The 24,802-nt window shown below is 63.7% G+C and carries 25 protein-coding genes and 1 tRNA gene; 12 read left to right on the forward strand and 14 right to left on the reverse strand.

The features are described 5' to 3' along the window. On the forward strand, positions 1–180 hold a 180-nt coding region (locus tag G410_RS0106795; protein WP_022672901.1), incomplete at its 5' end, for a helix-turn-helix transcriptional regulator. On the opposite strand, the gene G410_RS0106800 is transcribed toward G410_RS0106795, so the two are convergent. Beyond that, positions 177–1,493 carry a tyrosine-type recombinase/integrase gene (locus G410_RS0106800; protein ID WP_022672902.1) on the reverse strand — a complete coding sequence of 439 codons (1,317 nt, stop codon included), beginning with the start codon at positions 1,491–1,493 and terminating at the stop codon, positions 177–179. The genes G410_RS0106795 and G410_RS0106800 overlap by 4 nt on opposite strands. Before the next feature lie 158 nt (positions 1,494–1,651). Next, a tRNA-Ser gene (locus G410_RS0106805) sits at positions 1,652–1,744 on the reverse strand. Positions 1,745–1,958: 214 nt separating this feature from the next. Here G410_RS0106805 and G410_RS0106810 point away from each other — a divergent pair. Next, positions 1,959–2,768 (forward strand): DUF1134 domain-containing protein, encoded by an 810-nt coding sequence (locus G410_RS0106810; RefSeq protein WP_022672903.1) that lies wholly within the window; start codon positions 1,959–1,961, stop codon positions 2,766–2,768. A 69-nt stretch (positions 2,769–2,837) separates the two neighbouring features. After that, positions 2,838–4,049: an amino acid aminotransferase gene (locus G410_RS0106815; RefSeq protein WP_022672904.1), complete on the forward strand. Its 1,212-nt coding sequence runs from the start codon at positions 2,838–2,840 to the stop codon at positions 4,047–4,049. 261 nt (positions 4,050–4,310) lie between these two features. Here the strand turns inward: G410_RS0106815 and G410_RS0106820 are convergent, their stop codons facing one another. Then, a complete protein-coding gene (locus G410_RS0106820; protein ID WP_028971162.1) occupies positions 4,311–5,084 on the reverse strand; it encodes an alpha/beta fold hydrolase in 774 nt (257 codons plus the stop codon). 63 nt (positions 5,085–5,147) lie between these two features. Beyond that, entirely contained in the window at positions 5,148–5,633 is a 486-nt protein-coding gene (locus G410_RS0106825) for an Rrf2 family transcriptional regulator (RefSeq protein WP_211215003.1), read from the reverse strand. A 132-nt stretch (positions 5,634–5,765) separates the two neighbouring features. Here G410_RS0106825 and G410_RS0106830 point away from each other — a divergent pair, with 132 nt between their 5' ends. Beyond that, on the forward strand, positions 5,766–6,209 hold the full coding sequence (locus tag G410_RS0106830) for a carboxymuconolactone decarboxylase family protein (RefSeq protein ID WP_022672907.1): 444 nt from the start codon (positions 5,766–5,768) through the stop codon (positions 6,207–6,209). Positions 6,210–6,267: 58 nt separating this feature from the next. Here the strand turns inward: G410_RS0106830 and ribH are convergent, their stop codons facing one another. The 5 genes from ribH to G410_RS15940 all read right to left on the reverse strand — a co-directional run bounded on the left by ribH (position 6,268) and on the right by G410_RS15940 (position 9,512). Further along, positions 6,268–6,690 carry a 6,7-dimethyl-8-ribityllumazine synthase gene (ribH, locus tag G410_RS0106835; RefSeq protein WP_022672908.1) on the reverse strand — a complete coding sequence of 141 codons (423 nt, stop codon included), beginning with the start codon at positions 6,688–6,690 and terminating at the stop codon, positions 6,268–6,270. A 24-nt stretch (positions 6,691–6,714) separates the two neighbouring features. Then, positions 6,715–7,335, reverse strand: coding sequence for a riboflavin synthase (locus G410_RS0106840; protein WP_022672909.1), 621 nt, complete (start codon positions 7,333–7,335; stop codon positions 6,715–6,717). Position 7,336: 1 nt separating this feature from the next. Then, positions 7,337–8,296, reverse strand: a complete 960-nt coding sequence (gene ribD, locus G410_RS0106845; protein ID WP_156851913.1) for a bifunctional diaminohydroxyphosphoribosylaminopyrimidine deaminase/5-amino-6-(5-phosphoribosylamino)uracil reductase RibD — start codon at positions 8,294–8,296, stop codon at positions 7,337–7,339. Continuing rightward, positions 8,296–8,745, reverse strand: a complete 450-nt coding sequence (locus G410_RS0106850; protein ID WP_156851884.1) for a hypothetical protein — start codon at positions 8,743–8,745, stop codon at positions 8,296–8,298. The genes ribD and G410_RS0106850 overlap by 1 nt, the downstream gene beginning before the upstream one ends. Positions 8,746–8,825: 80 nt before the next feature. Next, positions 8,826–9,512: an energy transducer TonB gene (locus G410_RS15940; RefSeq protein WP_022672912.1), complete on the reverse strand. Its 687-nt coding sequence runs from the start codon at positions 9,510–9,512 to the stop codon at positions 8,826–8,828. A 239-nt stretch (positions 9,513–9,751) separates the two neighbouring features. Between G410_RS15940 and G410_RS0106860 the strand changes: the two genes are divergently transcribed. Both G410_RS0106860 and hisN read left to right on the forward strand, forming a co-directional pair. Then, positions 9,752–10,687, forward strand: coding sequence for a ribose-phosphate pyrophosphokinase (locus tag G410_RS0106860; RefSeq protein WP_022672913.1), 936 nt, complete (start codon positions 9,752–9,754; stop codon positions 10,685–10,687). Between the two features lie 4 nt (positions 10,688–10,691). Then, positions 10,692–11,489 (forward strand): histidinol-phosphatase, encoded by a 798-nt coding sequence (hisN, locus tag G410_RS0106865; RefSeq protein ID WP_022672914.1) that lies wholly within the window; start codon positions 10,692–10,694, stop codon positions 11,487–11,489. A 22-nt stretch (positions 11,490–11,511) separates the two neighbouring features. Here the strand turns inward: hisN and G410_RS0106870 are convergent, their stop codons facing one another. Beyond that, positions 11,512–12,261 (reverse strand): SDR family NAD(P)-dependent oxidoreductase, encoded by a 750-nt coding sequence (locus G410_RS0106870; RefSeq protein WP_022672915.1) that lies wholly within the window; start codon positions 12,259–12,261, stop codon positions 11,512–11,514. Between the two features lie 254 nt (positions 12,262–12,515). Here G410_RS0106870 and rpmI point away from each other — a divergent pair, with 254 nt between their 5' ends. The 5 genes from rpmI (at position 12,516) to G410_RS0106895 (ending at position 18,398) form a co-directional block, all read left to right on the forward strand. Continuing rightward, positions 12,516–12,719 (forward strand): 50S ribosomal protein L35, encoded by a 204-nt coding sequence (rpmI, locus tag G410_RS0106875; protein ID WP_022672916.1) that lies wholly within the window; start codon positions 12,516–12,518, stop codon positions 12,717–12,719. Positions 12,720–12,761: 42 nt separating this feature from the next. After that, a complete protein-coding gene (gene rplT, locus G410_RS0106880; RefSeq protein ID WP_022672917.1) occupies positions 12,762–13,124 on the forward strand; it encodes a 50S ribosomal protein L20 in 363 nt (120 codons plus the stop codon). An 86-nt stretch (positions 13,125–13,210) separates the two neighbouring features. Then, complete coding sequence (gene pheS, locus G410_RS0106885; RefSeq protein ID WP_022672918.1) at positions 13,211–14,305, forward strand: phenylalanine--tRNA ligase subunit alpha; 1,095 nt, start codon at positions 13,211–13,213, stop codon at positions 14,303–14,305. Then, on the forward strand, positions 14,302–16,692 hold the full coding sequence (gene pheT, locus G410_RS0106890; RefSeq protein ID WP_022672919.1) for a phenylalanine--tRNA ligase subunit beta: 2,391 nt from the start codon (positions 14,302–14,304) through the stop codon (positions 16,690–16,692). Before pheS ends, pheT begins: the two co-directional genes overlap by 4 nt. Positions 16,693–16,817: 125 nt before the next feature. After that, positions 16,818–18,398: a peptide chain release factor 3 gene (locus G410_RS0106895; RefSeq protein ID WP_022672920.1), complete on the forward strand. Its 1,581-nt coding sequence runs from the start codon at positions 16,818–16,820 to the stop codon at positions 18,396–18,398. 93 nt (positions 18,399–18,491) lie between these two features. Here G410_RS0106895 and G410_RS0106900 read toward each other — a convergent pair whose 3' ends face one another. Beyond that, on the reverse strand, positions 18,492–19,757 hold the full coding sequence (locus tag G410_RS0106900) for a spinster family MFS transporter (protein WP_028971164.1): 1,266 nt from the start codon (positions 19,755–19,757) through the stop codon (positions 18,492–18,494). Between the two features lie 67 nt (positions 19,758–19,824). After that, the gene (locus G410_RS0106905) at positions 19,825–22,218 is read right to left on the reverse strand and encodes a TonB-dependent receptor (RefSeq protein ID WP_022672922.1); all 2,394 of its coding nucleotides are present in this window, start codon (positions 22,216–22,218) and stop codon (positions 19,825–19,827) included. Positions 22,219–22,393: 175 nt separating this feature from the next. On the opposite strand from G410_RS0106905, the gene G410_RS0106910 reads away from it, so the two are divergent. Further along, complete coding sequence (locus G410_RS0106910) at positions 22,394–23,008, forward strand: TetR/AcrR family transcriptional regulator (protein ID WP_245559315.1); 615 nt, start codon at positions 22,394–22,396, stop codon at positions 23,006–23,008. Between the two features lie 9 nt (positions 23,009–23,017). Here G410_RS0106910 and metW read toward each other — a convergent pair whose 3' ends face one another. Beyond that, complete coding sequence (gene metW, locus G410_RS0106915; protein ID WP_022672924.1) at positions 23,018–23,623, reverse strand: methionine biosynthesis protein MetW; 606 nt, start codon at positions 23,621–23,623, stop codon at positions 23,018–23,020. Further along, positions 23,620–24,735 carry a homoserine O-acetyltransferase MetX gene (metX, locus tag G410_RS0106920; protein WP_022672925.1) on the reverse strand — a complete coding sequence of 372 codons (1,116 nt, stop codon included), beginning with the start codon at positions 24,733–24,735 and terminating at the stop codon, positions 23,620–23,622. The genes metW and metX overlap by 4 nt, the downstream gene beginning before the upstream one ends. Positions 24,736–24,802 lie beyond the last annotated feature (67 nt).

Here is a 24,802-nt window from a genome sequence, read left to right on the forward strand (position 1 = left end):
CAAGATCGTCTGATCGGATTGGAAAAGGTCAAAGAGCTTTCCGGATTCGGTCGATCCAAAATCTACGCGATGATGTCGGACGGCCATTTCCCAAATCGGGTAGGCGATGGCGGCAAAGCTCTGTGGTCGGAACGCGAGATCGATCATTGGGTAGAGCAGAGAAAAGACAGCCGCCCTTAAGTCCTTCTTTTCCGTCGGGGGCTATGAATAATTGCATTGGGTTCGATAGCGCCTTCCATAATTAGCGTTGCCCATTCCTCTGCCATCTCCCGGCGCCGCGGCATGTATTTGGCCCGGTTATAGCGAAACTCGCTCTCGGACATGCCTGCCGGTACATGCGCCAGCATTAGATCGATAATCAGCCTGTCGCCGATCACGCGAATGTCCTGACCAAGCTCCACGCCGATCGCCTCGTTCATGATGGTGGAGAAGCTGGAGCGCCAACCATGCGGGACGTGGCGGCCTTTGTAGCCCTCGCGGTTGTATAGGTAGCCAACCGCGTTCTCACTAAGTGGCTGCAGGCCGGAGGTGATCGCTGGAAAAATATAGGGGCAATTGCCGCTCAGGCGATGAACTGCCCGGAGTGTTGCCACGGCTGCTTGGCTGAGCGGCACCCGGTGATCATAGTCATCGTCCTGCCGCTGGTCTGCTTCGAGCTTCATCTTTTCCGCAGGCACCACCCAGGTGGCTTCGCTGCTGTCGCTATCGAACGAAGCAAAATCGATGCCATGGATGTCCACCCATTCAGCATGGCGAACCATGCCAGGTCGCTGCGCAACCAACGCGAGGAAGCGTGAGGCCAGCCGAGTAACCGGCGATGCGCCTGCATCGTCAATGATTGCGAGGAAACGTCGGATCTCATCCACGTCGGTGAGAGCCGGATAGCGCTTGGCCTTGGGCACCTTCTTCATCGCCTCGCCAACATCGGTGGCAGGGCTCTCGCACTTGATCCCCATGCCTCTGGCAAACCTGTAGACCGACCGCACGCGCTGCTTCAGCCTGTGCGCGCTCTCGATCGCGCCGCGGTCCTGCACTTTGTAGAGCACCGCCAGCAGCAGCTGTGTATCGATGTCCTCCAGCGGCAGATGTCCCAGATCGGGGAACAGATCGCGCTCCATGCTGCGCATCACATCCTGCGCATGCACCGGCTTCCACGCATCGACCTGCTGTGCATACCAGCGACGCGCGATCGTCTCGAAGCTATAGTCCGAACTCATGTCACCCAGCAGCCGCTTCTTGGCGACGCCGTGCTTCGGGTTGCGCCCTTCCTTCAGAAGCTTGCGCGCACTTTCCATCGCCTCGCGCGCATCGCCCAGTCCTACGTCCGGAAATGCGCCGATAACCAGCAACTGCTCTTTGCCGTCGAATCGGTATTTATAGCGGAAGCTCTTATGCCCCTTGGCGCTCACATGCAGGAACAGGCTGTTCCGATCAGCCAGTTTGTAAGCCTTATCGCGCGGCTTGGCCGTCCGCACCTGTCTGTCCGTAAGCATCCGCTACCCCCAAACCGATTGTTTCGATACCCCCGATCTACCCCCAATCGACATGGATTGGTGCGGAAACGGTTGGACCACAATCGAATCGAAAATAGCGCAAACGTCAAGGGTTGCGGGGCTTTGCGGACACTTATGGAAGGATATGGAAGGGGAGGTGGCGGACACGGAGGGATTCGAACCCTCGGTACGGAATTAACCCGTACGGCGGTTTAGCAAACCGCTGGTTTCAGCCACTCACCCACGTGTCCCGCTTGGCTTGGCAAGCCGCGTCCTATAACCGCGGTCTTTCGGTCCCGCAACGTCAGAATCCACCTGTCTTCCTTCACGCGGCGTACATTGTGCCTTAGGCAGACCGCAAAGCACGGCCTGACGCGCTTTGACCGCCCTTGCCGCGGGGCGATGGCAAGGTGGAATGCCAGGCGGGGACTGGACGGGCCGATGGGTTTGAGGGAGAATGACGCCATGACGAATGCGATAGTGCGACATCTGCTGCCGATAGCGGCGGCGTTCCTCATGATGGGCCAGCCGGCCTCTGCGCAAATTCGGGAGATCGATCCGAATCAGGCGATCGATGCCGATCTTGGCCCAGCCCCGGATGAGCAGCGCCTGCCGGACGATGCGGCGGCCCCCACCTATAATCCCTATGATGTGCCGGCCGAGGACAATGTTCTCATGAACGGCCAGACCGATCCCGATTCGGCCTATCAGGGCCAGCCACTGCCGCCACCGCCGATGCAGGCCGATGGCACCCGCGCGCCGGCCCCCGTGCCCGCCCCTACCGGCCGGGCGGATACCTATCAGAAGGACGATCTGATCGGCGCGGCGCAGGGCGTGTTCGGCAAGGGCGCCAAGGGCCTGGGCGGCGTGATCGAGGATATTCTGGCCAAACAAGGCGAGCCCAATGCCTATATCGTGGGCCGGGAAGGCGGCGGAGCCTTCATCGTGGGCGTGCGCTATGGTTCCGGCACGCTGTTCCACAAGATCGAGGGCGAGCGTCCGGTTTACTGGACCGGGCCGTCGGTGGGTTTCGATGCGGGCGCGAATGCCGGCAGCACCTTCATTCTGGTCTATAACCTGTACGACAGCGAGGAGCTGTACCGCCGCTTCCCCGCCGGTGAGGGCGCGGCCTATCTGCTGGGCGGGTTCAACGTCAGCTATATGCGCAGTGGAGACAAGGTGCTGATCCCGGTCCGCGTGGGTGCCGGCCTGCGGCTGGGGGCCAATGTCGGCTATATGAAATTCTCCAAGAAGCAGCGCTGGCTCCCTTTCTGATCGTTCAAATGCTCCGATAGCGGCGGACCGCGTGGCGCTGCGCTCTTGCAGCGGCGCGGCAGACACGGCATGGCACGGCGCGAACCCAACAAGCCGGAGCGCGCCATGTTCGAACAGCTGCAAGACCTTCCCCCTGACGGGCTGCTCGCGCTGATCAAACTGTATCGTGACGATGCGCGCCCGGAAAAGATCGATCTGGGCGTGGGCGTGTACCGCGATTCCGATGGAGGCACCCCGGTCTTTCGTGGGGTCAAAAAGGCCGAGCATCGGCTCCATGAGACGCAGGACAGCAAGAGCTATCTCGGCCCGGAAGGCGATCTCGGCTTCGTCGCGGCGCTGCGGCCCTATATCTTCGGACAGGGCGATGCTTTTGGCGATCGTCTGCGCGGCGTGCAGACCCCGGGCGGCACGGGTGCGGTGCGGCTGGCTTGCGAAACGCTGGCCAAGGCCGGCGCGACCAAGGTGCTGCTGGGCACGCCCAGCTGGCCCAATCATGCGCCGATCATTCAGGCAACCGGCATGGAACCGGTCACCTTCACCCATGCCGATATCGCGACCGAAACGCTGGATTTCGACGCGCTGCTGACGGCCATGAAGGCAGCCGAAGCGGGCGACGTCGTGCTGCTGCATGGCTGCTGCCACAATCCCACCGGGATCGATTATGATCTGAACCAGTGGGCGCAGATTGCCGATCTGGTGGCCGAACGCGGCCTGTTTCCGCTCATCGACCTGGCGTATCAGGGCCTGGGCGCCGGGTTCGAGGAAGATGCCGAAGGCTTGCGCAAGGTGCTTGCCGCCGCGCCGGAATCGATGCTGGCCTATAGCTGCGACAAGAATTTCGGACTGTATCGGGAGCGCGTGGGCGCGCTGTACGCCATTTCCAAGACCGACGACCAGGCTGCCACCCTGTTCAGCCATCTGCTGTCCAATGCGCGCGCCAACTGGTCTATGCCGCCGGATCATGGCGCGGCGACGGTGCGCGTGATCCTGACCGATGACGAATTTCGCCGCGAATGGGACGCCGAAGTGGCCGAGATGCGCGCGCGGCTGAACCGCATGCGCGCCGCGCTGGCGCAGCATGGCACCATCGGCACGGTCGACCTGGCTGCAGTGGGCGAACAGAACGGGCTGTTCTCCACGCTGAACCTGAACAAGGATCAGGTAATGGCCCTGCGTAAGAGCCACGGCATCTACATGGCTGCTTCCGGCCGCATCAACGTGGCGGGTCTGAACGAGCGGAACATCCCGCACTTCGTCGAAGCGCTGCGATCGATCGCCTGATTCGGCCCGGCCGGAAGTTCGCACTCGGCACACCCCGTTCCGCCAAAATTCTGTCGAAGCGTGTTTTGGCAGCGACGAATGGCGCATGTGCCGGACGGAAATGAACCGAGCCATTGCGGCAGGATAGAGCGCGACGGGCGTGTAGGACAGCGTTCCCACCAAGTGGCGTGGCTACCCCGTCACGTCACGCTCGGCCGGTCCATGCATCAAGGGATGAGTCGGCAAATACAAACGTCGGTTTGTGCTAATTGCGCCAGGCCATCAATCGATTGACTGGAGAAACGCTGTCACCGTGCGTGCGAATGCGGCGACATTGTCTTCATGGACCACATGGCCAGCGTCAATCATCGTCAAATCGCTATCGGGCCGTCGCTGTACCATAGCCTGCAGCACGGCATGATCCACAACCCTGCTGTCGGTGCCACCGATCACCAGAGCCGGACAGTCGCTGGCAAGCCAGTCGTCCCACCAATTACCGTTTAGCCCCTCGCCCACCGCGATCATATCATGCGCGTTGAACGCGAAAATATAGCCGTCCGACGTCTGGCGAACCGAGGCGGCTACGGACCAGTATAATCGGTCGCCGACCGCTTGGGCGACATCCAGCTTGCCGGGAAAATTGCCGGACCATGTCTGCAGAAAGTCAAAGCCACCATGTTCCTCGGCAGCGGCCTCTTCGATGATCATGGCGCGCACGCGGCTCGGGTAACGAGCGGCGAACTGGAAGGCATTGGTCCCGCCAAGCGAATTACCCATTAGCAGGACGGGATCTTCGATCTGCAGATGGTCGAGCAGCGCGCCGATATCACCGACAAATGCCGCACGCGAATAATCGCGTGCGTGATCGCTCCGCCCATGGCCGCGCTGATCCAGCGCAATCACGCGCCAGTTTGGGAACAGACGGCGTGTGACGGCTTCGAAGGAGGTCGCCTCCATCCAGAGAGCATGGAGAGCAAGAATGATCGGCCCAGGACCACCGCTATCCAGATAGGAAAGACGCATGCCGTCATGATGGAAAAAGTGGCGTGTGGACATCTTGTCAGCGCCCAATCATCGACTGGTCGGCTCGGTTCAAGCGCGCCTCGCCGAGATGTCCATTCAGCGGCGATGCTCCGCCACATAATTCGCCACCGCAGCCTTGTTGTGATCGTCGATCTGCGCTTCGCCGTCCCGCACCATATCGGCCACCGTCTGCGTCGATAGCGCATCGCGCCATATTCTTTCGGCATTGAGCATGCGCTTCTTGATGAAACAGTCGGCCGCATAAACGCATGGATTTGTCGCTTTGCCCGGTCCGCGTCGGCGAATTTCGCGGCAAAGGAAGAAAGGCTCGGACCCGTCGATCGCTTCCACTACATCCAGCAGGCTGATCCGGTCCGGCGGGCGGGCGAGACGGTAGCCGCCTTTGGGCCCCTGCACAGCGTCGAGCACACCGGCTGATGTGAGGGCGCGCAGATGTTTGAGCAGATAGCTGTCCGACAGCCCGTGCAGTTCGGCCAGATGCTTGCCGGATAGCAGCGCATTTTCGGGCAGCCCGGCCAGTACCAGCATGCAGTGCAGGCCCGCTTCGACCCCGTCGCTCATTCGTCTCATGCATCAAGGATAGTCTCCGTCCGGTCAGGTGCAAGCGACGCGTCGACAGCGGCTTGACCCTTATCGTCGATAAGTTATATAGATGATAAAGGGGCGTTTCAAACGGAAAAGGAAAGCCAGCCGATGGTACAGCGTTTCAACATAGCAACGCTTGCTCCCGATCTTTACGAGGCCATTACAGCGCTCGACCGCGCACTGACCGCATCCGGCATCGACGCCGATCTTCTCCATTTGCTCAAGCTGCGCGCGTCGCAGATCAATGGATGTTCCTTCTGCGTGGACCTCCACGTGAAAGAGGCCCTTGCCGATGGCATGGACTCGCAACGACTGCATCAGGTCTCTGCCTGGTACGAATCGCCTGCATTCGATGATCGGGAACGGGCGCTGCTATCATGGACTGAGAGCGTCACGCTGCTAGCGGAAAGCCATGCGCCCGACGACGTGTATGCCGAGATGAAACGGCATTTTGCGGCGGATATGATCGCCAGGATGACGGTCGCCCTCGGCGTCATCAATCTATTCAATCGGCTTGCCGTGCCCTCGCGCATGCGTCCGGCACAGCGTTAGGCCATCATCGGTTCGATCTGTCTTTCTGCCGCCATCCAACGGCGCACACGGGCCCTCGTTAACCCGCGAACTTGCCGCGCAAATCCAGCAGGGCGATCGCCGCCTGCGCCGCTTCGCCGCCTTTGTTCTTTTGTGCAGGATCGGCGCGGGCGGTGGCCTGGGCTTCGTTTTCCACGGTGATGATGCCATTGCCGATGGCGATGCCGTCCATGGTCAGCGCCATGACGCCCCGCGCGCTTTCGCCCGCCACGATCTCGAAATGATAGGTCTCGCCGCGGATCACCACGCCGATGGCGACGAAACCGTCATAGCGGCCGCTTTCGGCGGCCATGGCGAGCGCGCCGGGGATTTCCAGCGCGCCGGGCACGGTCAGCACGTCGGCATGATGCCCGGCGTCTTCCAGTGCGGCTTTTGCGCCCTGGATGAGCATATCGTTCAGATGGTCGTAGAAGCGCGCTTCCACGATGAGGAATTTCGCCATGAATATTGTCCTTTGCGGGGCCCGTCAGGCGGCCCGTTTCACCTGTTCGAAGCGCGCCAGATAGCGCGCCAAAATGTCGATCTCCAGATTCACCGCCTGCCCCGTTTCGGCATCCGCCAGGGTGGTCTGCTCGGCGGTGTGCGGGATGATGTTGAGCGTGAAGACCGTGCCGCCCGGCTTGTCCTCCACATCGTTCACCGTCAGCGATATGCCATCCAGCGAGATGGAGCCTTTGCCGGCGATATGCGCGGCCAGCGCGTCCGGCACGCGCACGGTGAATTTGGTGGAATCGCCCTGCGGCTCCAGCGCCACGATCTCGCCCACGCCATCGACATGCCCGGTGACGATATGCCCGCCCAGCTCATCGCCGACCTTCAGCGCGCGCTCCAGATTCAGGCGGCGGCCTTCGCGCCACTGGCCATGCGCGGTGCGCGAGACGGTTTCGCCCGACACATCGACCGCAAACCAGTGGCCGCTATCATCGGTGCCCTTGTCCACCACCGTCAGGCACACGCCCGAACAGGCGATGGAGGCGCCGATGGCGAAATCCGATGGATCATAGGCGCAGCCGATAGTGGCGCGGATGTCGCCGCGCTGATCGATGCTGCGGATGGTGCCGATGTCTGTGATGATGCCGGTAAACATGTCAGCGCTCGTAGACCTCCAGCCGGTCGCTGCCAAGCATGCGCGTGTCGGCAAGGTGCCAGCGATCATGCGCATCGGCCAGCCGGTCCAGCCCGATATCGCCCAGCGCCGCGCGGCCATCGCCGATCAGGATGGGCGCGCGATAGAGGATGAGCCGGTCCACCAGATCGGCGCGCAGAAAGGCGGCGGCGGTCTCGGCCCCGCCTTCGACCAGCAGATAATTGCCGGGCAGATCGGCGATGTTTTCCGGCGCATCGATCCCGGTCCAGCCAGCTGGCACATCGCCGCGCGTCAGCAGCACGCGCTGCGGCGCGCGATCCGCCAGCCCGGCGATGCGCACGTCCAGCCGCGGTGCATCGGCGCGGAAAGTCCCGCCACCGACCAGAATGGCGTCGCTGCGCGCGCGAAGGCTGTGGCCATGGGCGCGCGCGCGATCGCCGGTGATCCAGCGGCTGGCACCGTCGGCCATGGCGATCCGCCCGTCGAGCGATGTGGCGAGTTTTAGCGTGACATGCGGGCGGCCATGCTGCTGGCGCGTGAAGAAACCGGCCATCGAGCGATGCGCCTCGGCCGCCATGACGCCGTGCGTAACCATGATGCCCGAATCGTGCAGGCGGGCGATGCCCTTCCCCTCGGTGCGCGGATCGGCATCATGCGCCGCAATCACCACCCGGTCGGGCCGGGCATCGGCCAGCAGATCCGCGCAGGCCGGGCCACGCGGGCTGTCATGCGCGCAGGGTTCGAGCGTGACGAAGACCGTGGCCCCCTCCAGCGAGCCGGACAGCTGCGCCAGCGCCTGCGCTTCGGCATGGGGGCGGCCACCGGGCTGGGTCCAGCCGCGCGCGATGACGTGCCCCCTGCGGGTGATGATGCAGCCGACATGCGGGTTGGCCCCGGTGCGGCCACGCCCCCGCTCCCCCAAAAAGAGCGCGGCGGCCATGACGTCCCGATCGCGATGCATCATCGGGCGGTGGGCGCTGGATCGGGCGCGGCGGGGCCGGACCGGGCAGGCGTGGCCGTATCGGTCTGGCCGCCGGTCTGCGCCGTGACCGGGCGCTCGGCAGCCGCCTCGGCCTCGATCTCTTCCACATCCATGCCGACCGCGCGGCCCAGCACCTTGTAATTGCTCTTCACCTTGGCCTCGCGCTCGGCCCGCGCGATGCGGCGCTCCTCGCGTTCCTTCATGATCACCGCCATGCTGCGGTCGATCGGCCAGCTTTCGACATAGATGACTTCCGGCGGCAGCGGGGCGGACTTGGCCTTCGCATCCAAGATCAGCGCGACCACCAGCCCGATGGCCGGGATCAATGCCAGCGCCAGAAACAGCAGCTTGAACGGCTGCTCCTGCGAGAGGAACAGCCGCAAATCGGCATAGGCCTTGCGCGGGCTGACCTGCGAAATGAAATTCATCGACGCCATGCGCGCAAATGTAGGACGGATGGGCGCCCTGCGCCAGTGGGCAGACGCGCCGATCCGTGCCGATCGTGGCGCTATGGCGTGATGGTGAACCGAACCATCAGCGTCTGCCAGCTGGGGACCGGCGTGCCATCCTCGGTCGCCGGCTTGAAGCGCCATTTGGCCAGCGCCTGACGCCGCGTCGCCTCACCGAATTCCGGCGCGCTGGCGCGCACCACTTCGGCGCGCGACACGCGGCCGTCCGGGCTGATCAGCACGCGCACCGTGGCGCTGCCCTCCACCTCCTGTCGCAGCAGATTGGACGGGTAATCCGGCTGGAAATTACGGGCATAGCGCGGATCGCGCACCGCCTCGCGCAGCACCGAGGCCGGTGTGGGCGTCGGGGTCGGCTGCACGCGCGGCGCGATGACCGTGCCGGTGCCGCCCAGGGTGATGCCCGGAACCGGCATCGGGATCGGTTGCGGCTCTGGGCTGGTGCGCGGGCCATCGACCGGTGGTTGCGGCACATCGACCAGCGGTTTGGGGTTGAACAGCGGCGGTGCGGGCGGGGCCGGTGTATCGGGTTCGCTCCTCACCTCCGGAGGGGGCGGTGGCGGATCGAGCGGCAGCACGTTCACCGCCTCGAACGGTTTGGCCTCGCGCATTTCCTGCACAGCCGCCGGTGCCAGCAGCACCGCCGCCAGCAATCCGGCATGAATGACGACAGCCGCCGTCATTCCCTTCGCATCGCGCCCCGTGGCGCGTTGATCGACAAAACTCATCCTCACTCTCCTCCATACAGGCGGCTCCTCAACCGCGGACTAATGTTATACCGTAACATGCTGTCCGTGTGAATAGCGTTTGCGGGAACAGCGTTGGCGGCGCCCTGCTCCGATGCGGCTGCGCGGTAGGGGATCGGCGCGCGCAATTGTCCGCGCCTCCAGGCCCGCGCGCACTAGGCATAAGCGGGCGGGCACGTTAGGGCGTCATCCCAACGTCATCTGACAGCGGGACGCGCCCCATGAAAATCATCTCCGGTAACAGCAATCTGCCGCTCACCCGCGCCATCGCGGGCTATCTTGAGCTGCCCATCGTCGACGCCAGCGTGCGCCGCTTCGCCGATGAGGAGATCTTCGTCGAGATCCACGAAAATGTGCGCGGCGAGGATGTGTTCGTGGTCCAGTCGACCAGCTATCCGGCCAATGACAATCTGATGGAATTGCTGATCATGATCGATGCGCTGCGCCGCGCATCGGCCAAGCGCATCACCGCCGTCATCCCCTATTTCGGCTATGCCCGGCAGGACCGCAAGCCCGGCCCGCGCACGCCGATCTCGGCCAAGCTGGTCGCCAATCTGATCACCCAGGCCGGGGCCGACCGCGTGTTGTCGATCGATCTGCATGCCGGGCAGATCCAGGGCTTTTTCGATATCCCGACCGACAATCTGTTTGCCGCGCCGGTGATGAGCGCGGACATTCTGGCGCGCTTCGGGAACGAGCAGCTGATGGTCGTCTCCCCCGATGTGGGCGGCGTGGTGCGCGCGCGCGCGCTGGCCAAGCGGCTCAACAACGCCCCCCTCGCCATTGTCGACAAGCGCCGCGAAAAGCCCGGCGAATCCGAAGTGATGAACATCATCGGCAATGTCGAAGATCATTTCTGCATCATCATCGACGATATCGTCGATTCGGGCGGCACGCTGTGCAACGCCGCCGCCGCGCTGAAGGCGCAGGGCGCCAGCGATGTCGCCGCCTATTGCACCCATGGCGTGCTCAGCGGCGGCGCGGCCCCGCGCATCGACGGTTCGCAGCTGAAGGAGCTGGTGATCACCGATTCGATCAGCGCGACCGAAGCCGTGAAGGACGCCAAGCGCATCCGCCATCTCACCATCGCCCCGCTGCTGGGCGAAGCCATCCGCCGCATCGCCGATGAAAGCTCGGTCTCCAGCCTGTTCGACTGACATCATGACGCCCGCCGATCTCGATCTCGCCAACCGTCTGGCCGATGCCGCCGGAGCGGCGATCCGCCCGTTCTTCCGCGCCGATTTCGCCAGCGAATCCAAGGCCGATGCTTCCCCGGTGACCGAGGCCGACCGCGCTGCCGAGACCGCGATGCGGCGTTTACTGGATGCCGAGGCTCCGCGCGACGGCGTGCATGGCGAGGAATTTGGCATCAAGGAAGGCAGCACCGGGCGCACCTGGGTGCTGGACCCGATCGACGGTACGGTCAGCTTCATGGCTGGCCGCCCGATCTTCGGCACGCTGATCGCGCTGCTGGAGGATGGCTGGCCGGTGCTGGGCATTATTGACCAGCCGATCGGGCGCGAACGCTGGGTTGGCGCGGCGGGCAAGGGCACCACCTTCAATGGCACGCCCATCCATGTGCGCACCTGCGCCGAGCTGTCCGGCGCAACGCTGGCGAGCACCAGCCCGAACCTGTTTTCCGACACCGGCGGCCACCGTTTCATGTCGCTGGCCGCCAAGACGGCGCACAGCCGCCTCGTCTGGGGCGGCGACTGCTATAATTACGGCCTGCTCGCCAGCGGCCAGATCGATCTGGTGGTGGAGCAGGGCCTGAAACTGCACGATTTCGCCGCGCTCGTGCCCATCGTCGATGGTGCGGGCGGGCTGATGTGCGACTGGGCGGGCGATCCGCTGCACGCGGCGAGCGACGGTGAAATCATCGCGCTGGGCGATCCGGCCAGGCTGGAAGATGTGCTGGAGGCCCTGGAGAGCATTCCCCCCATGGTGCATGAACACTAGACCGATCACCCGGACCGGACGTCTAGGCCATGGTCAGGCCGCCATCGACCCTCAGCTCGGCGCCGGTGACATAGCCGGCTTCGTCCGACAGCAGGAACGCCGCCACCTTGGCGACATCGTCCGGCACGCCGATCCGGCCCAGCGGGATCATCCCGGCCACCTTTTCCTTATAGGTCTTCTGCGCGTCGTCCGGCATGCCCCCGCGCGTGTGGAAATGCGTCTCGGTCAGTCCCGGGGTGACCATGTTGACGCGGATGCCGCGCGGCGCGAATTCACTGGCGAGCGAACGCACCGCCTGCCGCAACGCCGCCTTGGACGCGCTGTAAACCAGCGTATCGGCGCGCGCTCCGCCGACCGTGGCCGATCCCACCAGCAGCATCGCGCCGCCATCGCCGATCCGGTCTGCCAGCGCGCGGGCCTGCAGCAGCGGTCCGCGCAGATTGAGATCGAAATGCCGGTCGACATGCGCGGCATCGATATCGCCGAGCGACTCGAACGCTCCGTAACCGGCATTCAGGAACAGCCCGTCCAGCCCGCCGGGCGCAAAGCTGGCCGCCGCCTCAGCCAGCGCCTCCACCGAATCGGGATCGGACGCATCATTGGCGATCACCGTTGCATCCGGCAGGGCGTTGCGCGCGGCATCGATATGGTCCGCGCTATGGCCGGTCAGCAGCAATCTTGCGCCCTCGCCGGAAAGCCGCTTGGCGGTGGCCAGGCCAATGCCGGACGTACCGCCGGTGATGAGGATGGATGCGTCTTTAAATCGGTTCATAAGCTGAAGCTCCTGATAGACCGGAACAACGCAGCGTCGGCGGATCGGTTCGCACGCGTTTGTCTCCGCATTCGGCCGCTCGAGGCCGCTGGCTGAAGGTGCCGCCGGGGCTTGCCATGGCTGCCATAAACGGCTAGCTGCCACCGCTTCGACAGAATGGGACGGGCTGGCCGGTTAGGGCTGCCATGTTCGTCCGCAAAAGGAACGGCACGCCTTCGGGCATCTGCCGATCCCCCTTATCCAAGGAGACCGAAATGCCCAAGCTGAAGACCAAAAGTGGTGTGAAGAAGCGATTCAAGATCACCGCCACTGGCAAGATCAAGCATGGTGTGGCTGGCAAGCGCCACCGTTTGATGAGCCATAATTCCAAATATATTCGCCAGAACCGCGGTACCAAGGTCCTTTCGGATCCCGATACCAAGACGGTCAAGAAATGGGCGCCCTACGGCCTCAACTGAGCCCCGGCGACCACATCTTAGAACATCTGAAGGGAATATAGCATGGCACGTGTCAAACGCGGCGTAACCACGCGCGCAAAGCATAAGCGCACACTCAAAGCGGCAAAGGGCTATTATGGCCGTCGCAAGAATACCATCCGCATCGCCAAGCAGGCCGTCGAAAAGGCCGGCCAATATGCGTATCGCGACCGCAAGGTTAAGAAGCGTACGTTCCGCGGTCTGTGGATCCAGCGCATCAACGCAGCCGTCCGCGTGGAAGGCATCACCTATTCGCAGTTCATGCACGGCCTGAAGCTGACCGGCATCGAGCTGGACCGCAAGGTGCTGGCCGATCTGGCGATGAACGAAGCCGAAGCCTTTGGCGTGATCGTCAAGCAGGCCAAGGACGCGCTTCCCGCCGACTGATCGATTCCATATCGAATGTGAAAGAAGCGCCGCCCCACGGGGTTCGGCGCTTTTTTCTTGTGCGCAGATGATCTAGCGAGAACGCCATGACTGACATCGATGAAATGAAGGCCCGCTATCTGACCCAAGTGGATGCGGCGCAGGATCTGGACGCGCTGGAAGCGGTCCGCGTGGCCGCGCTGGGCAAGAAGGGCGCCATCAGCGAACAGCTGAAGACGCTGGGCAAGATGAGCCCCGAGGAGCGCCAGACGCAGGGGCCGATCATCCAGGGCGCGCGCGGCGCGGTGGCCGATGCCATTCAGGCGCGCAAGGATGCGCTGGAGCGCGCCGCGCTCGATGCGCAGCTGGCCGGGGAGCGCATCGACATGAGCCTGCCCGCGCCGGTGGCTCCTGCTGGTTCCGTGCATCCGGTGGCGCAGGTGATGGACGAGCTGGCGGAAATCTTCGCCGATCTGGGCTTCGCCGTGGCCACCGGCCCGGAGATCGAAACCGACTGGTATAATTTCACCGCGCTCAATATTCCGGAAACGCATCCGGCGCGCGCTGAGCATGACACGTTCTACACGGCGGAAAACGGCCCGGACGGCACGCCGATGGTGCTGCGCACGCACACCAGCCCGGTGCAGATCCGCACCATGACGTCGCAGAAGCCGCCGATCCGCATCATCGCCCCCGGCCGCACCTATCGTTCCGATTCGGACGCGACGCACACGCCGATGTTCCATCAGGTCGAAGGCCTCGTGATCGATCGGGGCATCCATATGGGCCATCTCAAATGGACGCTGGAAACCTTTGTGAAGGCATTTTTCGAGCGGGACGATATCGTGCTGCGCCTGCGCCCGAGCTACTTCCCCTTCACCGAACCATCGGCGGAGGTCGATGTCGGTTTCTCGGTGGAGAATGGCAAGCGCGTGATCGGGGGCGATCCGGAAGGGCCCAATGGCGGCTGGCTGGAAATTCTGGGGTCCGGCATGGTGCATCCCAAGGTGACCAGCGCCTGCGGACTGGACCCCGAGGAATATCAGGGCTTCGCCTTCGGCTGCGGCATCGATCGTCTGGCCATGCTGAAATATGGGATGGACGATCTGCGCGCCTTTTTCGATGGCGATCTGCGCTGGCTGAAACATTATGGTTTCTCCACGCTCGACATCCCCACCTTGAGCACGGGAGTGGGCGCATGAAGTTCACGCTGAACTGGCTGAAAGCGCATCTCGATACGGATGCGGATCTCAAGACCATCACCGACAAGCTGACCGCCATCGGCCATGAGCTGGAAGGCGTGGAGAACCCCGCCGAAGCGCTCAGGGATTTCCGCGTGGCCGAGGTGGTATCCGCCGCGCCGCACCCCAATGCCGACAAGCTGCAGCTGCTGACGGTCGAAGCGGGCAACGACAAGCCGTGGCAGGTCGTCTGCGGTGCGCCCAATGCGCGTGCCGGCATGAAGGGCGTGTTCGCCCCGCCCGGTGCCTATGTGCCCGGTGCCGGTTTCGAGCTGAAAGCCGCCAAGATCCGCGGCGTGGAAAGCTTCGGCATGATGTGCTCCGAAAAGGAGCTGGAAATCTCCGACGCGCATGAGGGCATTATCGAGCTGCCCGCCGATGCGCCCACCGGCGCGGCCTATCCCGATTATGCCGGGCTGGACGATCCGGTGATCGACGTCGCCATCACGCCCAACCGGCAGGATTGCATGGGCGTGCGCGGCATTGCGCACGACCTGGCGGCGTCCGGCCTCGGCACGCTGAAGCCGCTCGCCATGCCAGCCGATGTCAGCCGCTCCGGCGCTGGCCCCGATGTGCGGACCGATGATCCGGAAGGCTGCCCGGCCTTCTACGCCTGCACCGTCAGCGGTGTTGTGAATGGTGACGCCCCGGACTGGATGAAGCAGCGCCTCACCGCGATCGGACAGAAGCCGATTAGCGCGCTGGTCGATATCACCAACTACATCATGATCGATCTGGGCCGCCCGCTGCATGTCTATGACCGCGGCACGCTGAACGGCGCCCTCGTTGCGCGCCGTGCCAGGGATGGCGAAGAGGTGCTGGCGCTGAACGGCAAGACCTACACGCTCGATCCCGCCATCACCGTGATCGCCGACGACCGGCAGGTGCACGATATCGGCGGCATCATGGGCGGGGAGCATAGCGGCGCGGCGGACGGCACCACCGATGTGCTGATCGAGTGCGCCTATTTCACGCCCGAGCGTATCGCGACCGCAGGGCAGAAGCTGACGCTGACCAGCGACGCGCGGACGCGGTTCGAGCGCGGCGTCGACCCGGCCTTTCTCGATGACGGCCTGGAGATCGCCACCGCTTATGTGCTGTCGCTCTGCGGCGGCACGGCGAGCGCGGTCACCCGCGCCGGGTCACCACCGCTCGATGCGCGGACGATCGCCTATGACCCTGCGCGCGCCGAAACGCTGGGCGGCATCGCTGTAAAAGACGATCGCCAGCAGGACATATTGGAGCGCCTCGGGTTTCACGTGGAACGTAGCGCGCCCTGGACGGTCATCGTGCCCAGCTGGCGCCGCGATGTCGAAGGCTCGGCCGATCTGGTGGAGGAAGTCGTGCGGATGGTGGGGCTCGATGCGCTACCCTCCACGCCGCTGCCGCGTACGCCAGGTGTGGCCAAGCCCACCGCCTCGCCCGAGCAGAAGCTGGAACGCCGCCTGCGCCGTCTCGCCGCATCGCGCGGCCTGAACGAGGCGGTCAACTGGTCCTTCATTAGCGCCAAGGAAGCCGCGCCATTCGGGGGCGGTGACTGGACCGTCGCCAATCCGATCAGCGAAGAGCTGAAGATCATGCGCCCCTCGCTGCTGCCGGGGCTGCTTTCCGCCACGAAGCGCAATATGGACCGGTCCGCCGACAGCGTGCGGCTGTTCGAAGTTGGGCGGCGCTACTTCCGCGCGGCCGATGGCAAAAGCGACGAGCGTGCCACGCTGACCCTGTTGCTGGCCGGTGAGCGCACCCCGCGCGACTGGCAAAGCGGCAAGGCGCAAGGCTTCGGGCCGTTCGATGCCAAAGCGGAAGCGAGCGCGCTGCTGGAAGCGGCAGGCGTTGATGTGCGCAAGCTGATGGAAATGGGCGAGGCCGGCGATCATTATCATCCCGGCCAGTCCGGCACCTTGGGGCTCGGGCCGAAGAATATACTCGCCGCCTTCGGTACGCTGCATCCCTCCCTCACCCGCGACATGGGCTTGAAGGGGCCGGTCATGGCCGCCGAACTGTTCCTCGACGCGATCCCGCTGAAGGCGAAAAGCGGCCACCGGCGCGACGGCTATGCGCCCCCCGCATTGCAGCCCGTCACGCGCGATTTCGCGTTTCTGATCGACGCCGACACGCCCGCGAACGAGCTGGTGCGGGCCATCCGCGGCGCGGACAAGGCGCATATCATCGCCGCGCGCCTGTTCGACCGCTTCGAAGGCGCCGGCGTGCCCGAAGGCAAGGTGAGCCTGGCGATCGAGGTCACGCTGCAACCGGGCGAACAGAGCTTTACCGAGGAAGCGCTGAGCGCGATTTCGGACAAGGTCATCAAGGCGGCGGCCAAGCAGGGCGCTGAATTGCGCGGCTAAACAGATATTGCCGTTCGTGCTGAGCCTGTCGAAGCACCGTCCTTCTTTTTCGCAACGTCGGCGGAAAGAACGTACGGCCCTTCGACAAGCGCAGGGCGAACGGATTTTGTGCTATTGGAACCATCATGACCACCCCCACCTCCAACCGCCGAACCTTTGCGATTATCTCGCATCCCGATGCCGGCAAGACCACGCTGACCGAAAAGCTGCTGCTGCAGGGCGGCGCCATCCATCTGGCGGGCGAGGTGAAAGCGCGCGGAGCGGCACGGCGCGCGCGGTCCGACTGGATGAAGATCGAACAGCAGCGCGGCATCTCGGTCACCAGCTCGGTCATGACGTTCGAGCGGCCGGATGCGGACGGCAATATCATCACCTTCAACCTGCTCGACACGCCGGGGCATGAGGATTTTTCCGAAGACACCTATCGCACACTGACCGCGGTCGATTCGGCCATCATGGTGATCGACGCGGCCAAGGGTATCGAGCCGCAGACGCGCAAATTGTTCGAGGTTTGCCGCCTGCGCTCCGTGCCGATCTTCACCTTCGTCAACAAGGTGGACCGGGAGGGCCGCGATCCGTTCGAGCTGCTGGACGAGGTGGCCGACATGCTGGCGCTCGACGTCTGCCCGATGAGCTGGCCAGCCGGCATGGGCGGCCTGTTCGAAGGCGTCTATGATCTGGAGCGCAACCGGCTGGCGATGCCCAGCGGCCCTTCCAAGGAATATGAGGGCAAAGCGGCGGAGTTCTCCGGGCTCGACGACCCGAAGCTGGACGAGACCATCCAGCGCGCCGAACAGCTGCGCGAAGAGGCCGAGCTGGCCCAGGCGGGCTATGCCGATTTCGATCTGGAAGCCTATCGGAATGGCGATCTCACGCCCGTTTACTTCGGCTCCGCATTGAAGAATTTCGGTGTGACCGAACTGATCGACGCGATCGCCCGCTACGCCCCGCCGCCGCGCCCGCAACCGTCCGAACAGGGCGTGATCGGGCCGGAAACGGACGAGGTCAGCGGCTTCATCTTCAAGGTGCAGGCCAATATGGACCCGCAGCACCGCGACCGAATCGCGTTCATGCGGCTGTGCTCGGGCACGTTCAAGCGCGGCATGAAGCTGACGCCTTCCGGCCTCGGCAAGCCGATTGCGGTGCATTCCCCCATCCTGTTTTTCGCGCAGGACCGCGAGATTGCCGATACGGCGCAGCCGGGCGATATCATCGGCATTCCCAATCACGGCACGCTGCGCGTGGGCGATACGCTAAGCGAGAAGAACAGCATCCGCTTCACCGGCCTGCCCAATTTCGCGCCGGAAATCCTGCGCCGCGTGCAGCTGAAAGATCCGACCAAGACCAAGCAATTGCGCAAGGCGCTGGACGATCTTTCTGAAGAAGGCGTGATCCAGGTCTTCTATCCGGAGATCGGCGCGAACCATATCGTCGGTGTGGTCGGGCAGTTGCAGCTGGAGGTGCTCGTGGCTCGTTTGGAAGCGGAATATAAGGTGGAGGCCGCGCTGGAGCAGGCCCCGTTCGACACAGCCCGCTGGCTGATCGGAGACGAGGACAAGATCGAGGCGTTCAAGCGGATCAACCAGGGCAGCCTGGCCAGCGACCGCGACGGCAATGCGGTCTTCCTCGCCAAATCGGCCTGGGATGTCGGCTATCAGGAAGAGAAGAACCCGGACCTGAAGTTCAGCGCCACCAAGGAGCGGTAGAGTTCAGCTTGCTTGCGGGACGGGGCGTTGGCAGCCCTGCATCCGCTCTGGATGGCCGCGTCGTTTACGGTTTTTCGCAATGACGATGGGCGTTCAGCCCACCCAGTCCTTACGCAGATGCTTGGCTGCCAAGGCCATCAGCAGCGCGGCGATCAGGTAGAAGCCTAGCGCGCCGACCATGGTGTAACGCAGCGCCTCGGCGCCATATTGCGCGGTGATCGCATCCGACACGGCGCCCAGGATCAGCGAGCCGAGACCCAACCCGATCAGATTGTTGATGAACAGGAAGCTGGCCGAGGCTGTGGCGCGCATATTGGCGGGCACCAGATGCTGCACGGCGGTGATGACCGGGCCCAGCCAGACATAGGCCAGCGCCTGCGGCAGCAGGAACAGCGCAAAAGCCAGCCAGATCGAGCTCGACAGCATGCCCGCGGCGAACAGCGGCACCGCAATGACGAAGGCGATGGCGGGCAGGCGCGCATAGGCGGCCTTGTCGCGCCCGCCCAGCCGGTCCCCCAGCCAGCCGCCCGCCAGCACGCCGGCGCTGCCGCCGATCAGCAGCACCGCACCGATAAATTGCGATGTGCCGACCAGATCCAGCCCGAAGCTGCGCTGCATCAGGCTGGGAAGCCAGAAGGCCAGTCCATAACCGCACATCGAACTGAACGAGGCACCGAAGGCGAGCAGCCAGAAGCTGGGCTTTCTAGAGAGGATGCCGAATACGGTGCCGAAGGCGGGTCGCTGCGCATCGCCCGCATGATCATCATATCGGCCGCGCGGCGGGTCTTTCACAAGCAGCTTGAACGGCACAGCGATCAGCACCCCGGCCAGGCCGACCGCGATGAACGCCGTGCGCCACTCGATCGCACTGGCGACATAACCGCCGAACAGGACGCCGGCGGCGGATCCTAGCGGAATGCCGAGCGAATAGATGGACAGCGCGCGTGCGCGCTGTTCCTGCGGAAAGGTATCGGCGATCAGCGCATAGCTCGGCGCGACGCCGCCCGCCTCGCCCACGCCGACGCCCAGACGGAACAGGAACATCTGCCAGAATCCGGTGGCGAGCCCGCACAGCGCGGTAAATCCGCTCCAGACGGTGAGCGAAATGGTGATGACCCAGCTGCGGCTGCTCTTGTCCGCCAGCAGCGACAGCGGGATCGCCAGCGTGGAATAGAGCAGCGCAAAGGCGATACCGCCCAGCGCGCCTAGCTGCGTGTCCGTGAGCTGCAGGTCCGCCTTGATCGGCACCGCCAGAATGGAGAGGATCTGCCGGTCGAGAAAATTGAACGTGTAGACCAACAGCAGCATGGCCAGCACGCCCGCCCGACTACCGGGGGAATTTGCAACGGGGCTGGCCATGCGGGGTCCGATCAGAAAGACGCTGCCAGTGCGATGGGTCCGGCAGCGTCATGAGAGGTTAGGCGACTTAGAATTTGATGCCCGCCGTGACGAACACCTGCCGCGGATTGCCATAATAGGCGGTCAGCACCCCTTCACTACCAAGCGTGGAGGTATAGGGGCTTCCATTTGCGGGGTTCGGAACGAAGGCGCCCGTGTCCGGATTTTGCGCCAGGAAGTTGTAGCCTGACACAATATAACGCTTATCGAACAGGTTGCGGCCATGGAGGCCCAGAGTGAAGCGGTCCCCCGGGGCGTGCCAGACGACATTGGCGTCGAACAGCGTGTAGCCCGGTTGATCGAGCAGCGGGTTACGCAATTCGAACTGCTGTGTCTTGCTGCGATAAGCCGCCGTGGTGCTGGCGTCGACATAGCCTTGCCCCACGGGAAGCGAGAGGCTGAGCGTGCCGCTAGCGGTGAATTCCGGCGTGTTCTGAAAGGCGCGGTTGTCCGCCACATCGATCCCGCGTGCATCGATGAACTGCAGATATTCGGCATCCAGATAGCCCGCCGTGGCGCTGATGTTGAAGCGGCTGGACGGACCGGCGAAATCGCGCGCGACCACGGCATTGCCTTCGAACTCAAGACCCTGGATCCGTGCGCGCCCCGCATTGGTGGTCACACCGACAAAGGTCTGTTGGCCATTGACGGTAGCGCCGACCGAACCGGGGATCTGCACTTCGTTATAATCGGAGCGGAACGCGGCGATGCCGACATTGATCCGGCGGTCGAAAAAGGAGCCCTTATAGCCGATTTCATAGGCATCGACCGTTTCGGGATCGAAAGTGAAAAACTGAAAGATATCGTCCTGATCGCCCTGCGCGCCGCTGACACCATTGCCATTCAGATCGGGCGCGGCCGATCCCACGCCGCGCGGATCGAAGCCACCGCCCTTGAAGCCCTTGGAATAGCTCGCGTACAGCAGATGGTCTTCCGTCGGCTTGAAGCTGAGTGAGGCGCGGGGGGTGAACTTCTTGAAATTGCGGGTTCCGTCAAAATCGGTCTGTTGCACGAACAGGCTACCGGTGCCGCCGAAAAACGGAGAGCCCCCGCCGAGATAGACCGCGCGGTTGATGTTGGAGGAACGCTCATCCCAGGTATAGCGTCCGCCCACCGACAGGGCGAATTGCGGCGTGATATCATAGGTGGCATCGGCAAAGACGGCGTAGGTTTCCGTATCGACATCGCCAAAGGTCAGTGCGGTCACGCCGCCGGGCAGACGCACATCGAAGACGGTGCGTGCATTGGCATCCAGATAATAGAAGCCGACCAGCCCGTTGAAATTGCCCACATTGAACAGCGCCTGCACTTCCTGGCTGAACTGCTTGTTGTTGTAAAAAGCGGGCACGTCGACATCGACTGCGGGCAGCGCATCGAAATCGATCGGGGTGGCGCTGTCATCCTTGCGATAGCCGGTGATGGAGCGGAGCGTTACATAGTTGCCGGCCTCAAGCTCCATGAACAGCGAACCGCCATAGGCTTCCACGTCCTGCTTGGGATCGTTCAGGCCACCGCGGGTATCATAAACGTCGTCGAGCGGCTGGATCCCGCTGCTCAAACCGGGAATGAGCCGGTGGCCGCCACGCGGATTGCTATTGTCATCGGTATAATCGCCCGACAAGCGCACGAACAGCGGGCCGCGATCATATTCGATCGACCCGCGCACCGCCCGGATCTGCTTATCGTAATTTTCCAGCCCGGTGGTCAGGTTGGTACCGAAACCGTCGCGCGAGAGCACCGCTCCACCACCGCCAATGGCAAATCCGCTATCGCCGAGCGGCATGGCAAAACTGGCGGTGATATCCGCCTGATTATAGGTGCCATAGGTGGCGCGCAGATTGAGCCTGGGTGTATCGCCCAGACGGCGGGTCACATATTTGATCGCGCCGCCAATCGTATTGCGGCCATAAAGTGTGCCCTGTGGACCGCGCAGAACCTCGATGCGCTCGACATCGTAGATCTCCAGCACCGCGCCCTGCGGCCGGTTCAGATAGACATCATCCAGATAGATGCCGACACCGGCCTCGAACCCGGCCACCGGATCCTGCTGCCCCACGCCGCGAATGAATGCGGTAAGGGTGTTGTTGGTGCCGCGTGAGGGCTCCAGCGTGACGCTTGGGGTGGTCTGCGCAATGTCCGTGATGTCGATGGCACCGGATTGCTGCAGCTGCTCGCCCGAATAGGCAGTGATGGCGATCGGCACGTCCTGCAGCCGTTCTTCACGGCGGCGGGCGGTCACCACGATCACGCTGCCGGGATCGGAAAGATTGTCGCTCTCGTCCTGCGGTGCGGACGAAGCGGAAACGGCCGCTCCCATGTCATCATTCGCGTTGGTCTGGGCGGTTGCCGGTACGCTGCCGAGCGCCGCCATCGCTACACCGGAGAACAGCGCCACGCGCCACTGAGCTGTCGAAAAAGCCATCGGATATCCCCTCACTACAGGCATGGACGGATCGGCCCGTCTCTATAAACGAGGTGCATAATGAAAGTTGAACCATCTTTCAACTACAGATAAACATGCGCGTAATGAAATGATCGACCATGTCCCCCATCGGGGTGATAAGGGGCGGCCGGCATGGCGCGAAAGGATGGGGATGATGCACAGCAGGACGGGCGGGGACGACGTCAAGCAGCCACGTACCGAGCGGGGGCGGCGTACCCAGCGCAAATTGCTCGATGCTGCCGCCGATGAATTTGGCGAAAAAGGATTCCACGAAGCGTCGATCAGTTCGATCACGCGGGCGGCGGGGACCGCGCTGGGCAGCTTCTATACCTATTTCGATTCGAAAGATGCCATCTTCCGGGCGCTGGTGCGCGACATGTCTCACCGCGTCGGCCGTCATGCCGCCGAAGCGATCGGGCAGGAAAAGGGCGCGCTCGCCATCGAACGGCTGGCGCTGCGCAGTTTTCTAGAGTTCGCGCACGAGCATAAGGAAATTTATCGCATTATCGACGAAGCCGAATTCGTCGATCCCGCCAGCTATCGCCGCCATTATGAAACCATTGCCAGTCGGATCGAGGGGCGGCTGCGCGCGGGCAGCGAATCGGGCGAGCTGCGCGGCGATGTCGGGGAACTGCACGCCTGGGCCATCATGGGGATGAACGTGTTTCTGGGGCTGCGCTATGCCGTCTGGGGGCAGGATGCGGACCCGGACGCCTTGTCTGCCGAGGCCGAGCGGCTGATCGCGCACGGGCTGGCGGCACGCGACTGACGCGCTTGTTCAGCGCGTCAGCAGAAACACCGCCTGATCGGCCATCAGATTGGCCCAGCGCTCGCCCCGCGCCCGGCCGCCGGTCAGATACCAGGACTTTTCGATCCGGTAGCCACGCAGACGCGCCAAGGAGCGGAAATCGGCAATGGTCAAATGGTGGATGTTGGGCGTTTCATACCAGCTTTCCGGCAAGGCGCGATTGACCGGCATGCGCCCGCGAAACGCCAGATTGGCACGCACCCGCCAATGCGCGAAATTGGGGAAGGAAACGAACGCCGCCTTGCCGATACGCAGCAATTGCTCGAGCGCGACATCGGGCCGGTTCATCGTCTGCAGCGCCTGGCTGAGCACGGCATAATCGAAGCTGTCGCCGGGATAATCGGCCAGATCGCGTCCGGCATCGCCCTGCACGACCGGCAGCCCCCGCCCCACCGCGTCCGCCACCAGATGCGGATCGATCTCGAGACCGCGCGCATCGACCTGCTTGCGGCTGCGCAGTTCCGCCATCAGATCACCATGGCCGCAACCGATGTCGAGCATGCGTGCGAACGGTTCGATATGCTGCGCGATGATGGCCAGATCCGGGCGCAGGCGGCGGGGCAGCGGGGCGCTCATGCAGACGCACCGATAAAGCCGGACACCACCCGGTCCAGCTCCGGATTGTCCAGCAGGAAGGCGTCATGACCGAAGGGGCTCGACAGCTCGACGAAGCTGACATCCGCGCCCGCCCCGTTCAGCGCATGGACGATCCGGCGGGATTCGGCGGTGGGATACAGCCAGTCGCTATCGAAGCTGACCAGACAGAACCGGGTCTTCGTGCCATCAAAGGCGCCGGCCAACCGGCCGTCATGGGCATCGGCCAGGTCGAAATAGTCCATGGCGCGCGTGATATACAGATAGCTGTTGGCATCGAACCGGCCGGTGAAACTCAATCCCTGATGGCGCAGATAGCTTTCCACCTGGAAATCCGCATCGAAGCCGAAGCTCTTGTCGGTACGGTCCTGCAGACGGCGGCCAAATTTCTCAGTCAGCCCCGCTTCGGACAGATAGGTGATGTGCGCGGCCATGCGCGCGACGGACAGCCCCGCCGTCGGTGGATCGCTTTCATGATAATAGGCCCCGCCGCGCCATTTGGGGTCCGCCATGATCGCCTGCCGCCCGACTTCGTGGAAGGCGATGTTCTGCGCCGAATGCCGCGCCGCGCTGGCGATCACCACGGCCCGCGCCACCCGCTGCGGGAACAGCGAGGCCCATGTCAGCGTCTGCATACCGCCCATCGATCCGCCGATGACGGCATGCAGGCGCTCAATGCCGAGATGCCCGATCAGCAATTCCTGCGCCCGCACCATGTCTGCCAGCGTGATGACCGGAAAATCCATGCCATAGGCCACAGCGGTGGCCGGATCCTCGCTGGCCGGGCCAGAACTGCCCATGCAGCTGCCCAGCACATTGGCGCAGATAACGCAGAACCGATCCGTATCGACGGGTTTGCCAGGCCCCACCATGCGCGCCCACCAGCCGGGCTTGCCCGTCATAGGATGGGTGGAGGCACAATATTGATCGCCGGTCAGCGCGTGGCACACGAGGATGGCGTTGTCCGCATCTTCGTTGAGCGTGCCATAGGTTTCATAGGCGATTTCGACCGGCGCGAAACTGCCACCGCTATCGAGCGGGACCGGCCCCAACAGCCGCACCTTGCGGTCCAATCCGAAACGCTCATCCATCATCTGGTGCCTTAGCAAGCACGGCGCGGCTTGCAATGGCGCGGCGTGCTTGGCGCGGACCGGGCGGCGC

It is taken from the genome of Novosphingopyxis baekryungensis DSM 16222 (genome assembly GCF_000420305.1).
Taxonomy (GTDB): Bacteria; Pseudomonadota; Alphaproteobacteria; order Sphingomonadales; family Sphingomonadaceae; genus Novosphingopyxis; species Novosphingopyxis baekryungensis.

Bases quoted from the DNA above. Each gene is read 5' to 3' on its own strand.
- G410_RS0106800 (WP_022672902.1), bottom strand. From the start codon at position 1,493: ATGCTTACGGACAGACAGGTGCGGACGGCCAAGCCGCGCGATAAGGCT.
- G410_RS0106810 (WP_022672903.1), top strand. From the start codon at position 1,959: ATGACGAATGCGATAGTGCGACATCTGCTGCCGATAGCGGCGGCGTTC.
- G410_RS0106815 (WP_022672904.1), top strand. From the start codon at position 2,838: ATGGCACGGCGCGAACCCAACAAGCCGGAGCGCGCCATGTTCGAACAG.
- G410_RS0106820 (WP_028971162.1), bottom strand. From the start codon at position 5,084: ATGTCCACACGCCACTTTTTCCATCATGACGGCATGCGTCTTTCCTAT.
- G410_RS0106825 (WP_211215003.1), bottom strand. From the start codon at position 5,633: ATGAGCGACGGGGTCGAAGCGGGCCTGCACTGCATGCTGGTACTGGCC.
- G410_RS0106830 (WP_022672907.1), top strand. From the start codon at position 5,766: ATGGTACAGCGTTTCAACATAGCAACGCTTGCTCCCGATCTTTACGAG.
- ribH (WP_022672908.1), bottom strand. From the start codon at position 6,690: ATGGCGAAATTCCTCATCGTGGAAGCGCGCTTCTACGACCATCTGAAC.
- G410_RS0106840 (WP_022672909.1), bottom strand. From the start codon at position 7,335: ATGTTTACCGGCATCATCACAGACATCGGCACCATCCGCAGCATCGAT.
- ribD (WP_156851913.1), bottom strand. From the start codon at position 8,296: ATGCATCGCGATCGGGACGTCATGGCCGCCGCGCTCTTTTTGGGGGAG.
- G410_RS0106850 (WP_156851884.1), bottom strand. From the start codon at position 8,745: ATGAATTTCATTTCGCAGGTCAGCCCGCGCAAGGCCTATGCCGATTTG.
- G410_RS15940 (WP_022672912.1), bottom strand. From the start codon at position 9,512: ATGAGTTTTGTCGATCAACGCGCCACGGGGCGCGATGCGAAGGGAATG.
- G410_RS0106860 (WP_022672913.1), top strand. From the start codon at position 9,752: ATGAAAATCATCTCCGGTAACAGCAATCTGCCGCTCACCCGCGCCATC.
- hisN (WP_022672914.1), top strand. From the start codon at position 10,692: ATGACGCCCGCCGATCTCGATCTCGCCAACCGTCTGGCCGATGCCGCC.
- G410_RS0106870 (WP_022672915.1), bottom strand. From the start codon at position 12,261: ATGAACCGATTTAAAGACGCATCCATCCTCATCACCGGCGGTACGTCC.
- rpmI (WP_022672916.1), top strand. From the start codon at position 12,516: ATGCCCAAGCTGAAGACCAAAAGTGGTGTGAAGAAGCGATTCAAGATC.
- rplT (WP_022672917.1), top strand. From the start codon at position 12,762: ATGGCACGTGTCAAACGCGGCGTAACCACGCGCGCAAAGCATAAGCGC.
- pheS (WP_022672918.1), top strand. From the start codon at position 13,211: ATGACTGACATCGATGAAATGAAGGCCCGCTATCTGACCCAAGTGGAT.
- pheT (WP_022672919.1), top strand. From the start codon at position 14,302: ATGAAGTTCACGCTGAACTGGCTGAAAGCGCATCTCGATACGGATGCG.
- G410_RS0106895 (WP_022672920.1), top strand. From the start codon at position 16,818: ATGACCACCCCCACCTCCAACCGCCGAACCTTTGCGATTATCTCGCAT.
- G410_RS0106900 (WP_028971164.1), bottom strand. From the start codon at position 19,757: ATGGCCAGCCCCGTTGCAAATTCCCCCGGTAGTCGGGCGGGCGTGCTG.
- G410_RS0106905 (WP_022672922.1), bottom strand. From the start codon at position 22,218: ATGGCTTTTTCGACAGCTCAGTGGCGCGTGGCGCTGTTCTCCGGTGTA.
- G410_RS0106910 (WP_245559315.1), top strand. From the start codon at position 22,394: ATGCACAGCAGGACGGGCGGGGACGACGTCAAGCAGCCACGTACCGAG.
- metW (WP_022672924.1), bottom strand. From the start codon at position 23,623: ATGAGCGCCCCGCTGCCCCGCCGCCTGCGCCCGGATCTGGCCATCATC.
- metX (WP_022672925.1), bottom strand. From the start codon at position 24,735: ATGATGGATGAGCGTTTCGGATTGGACCGCAAGGTGCGGCTGTTGGGG.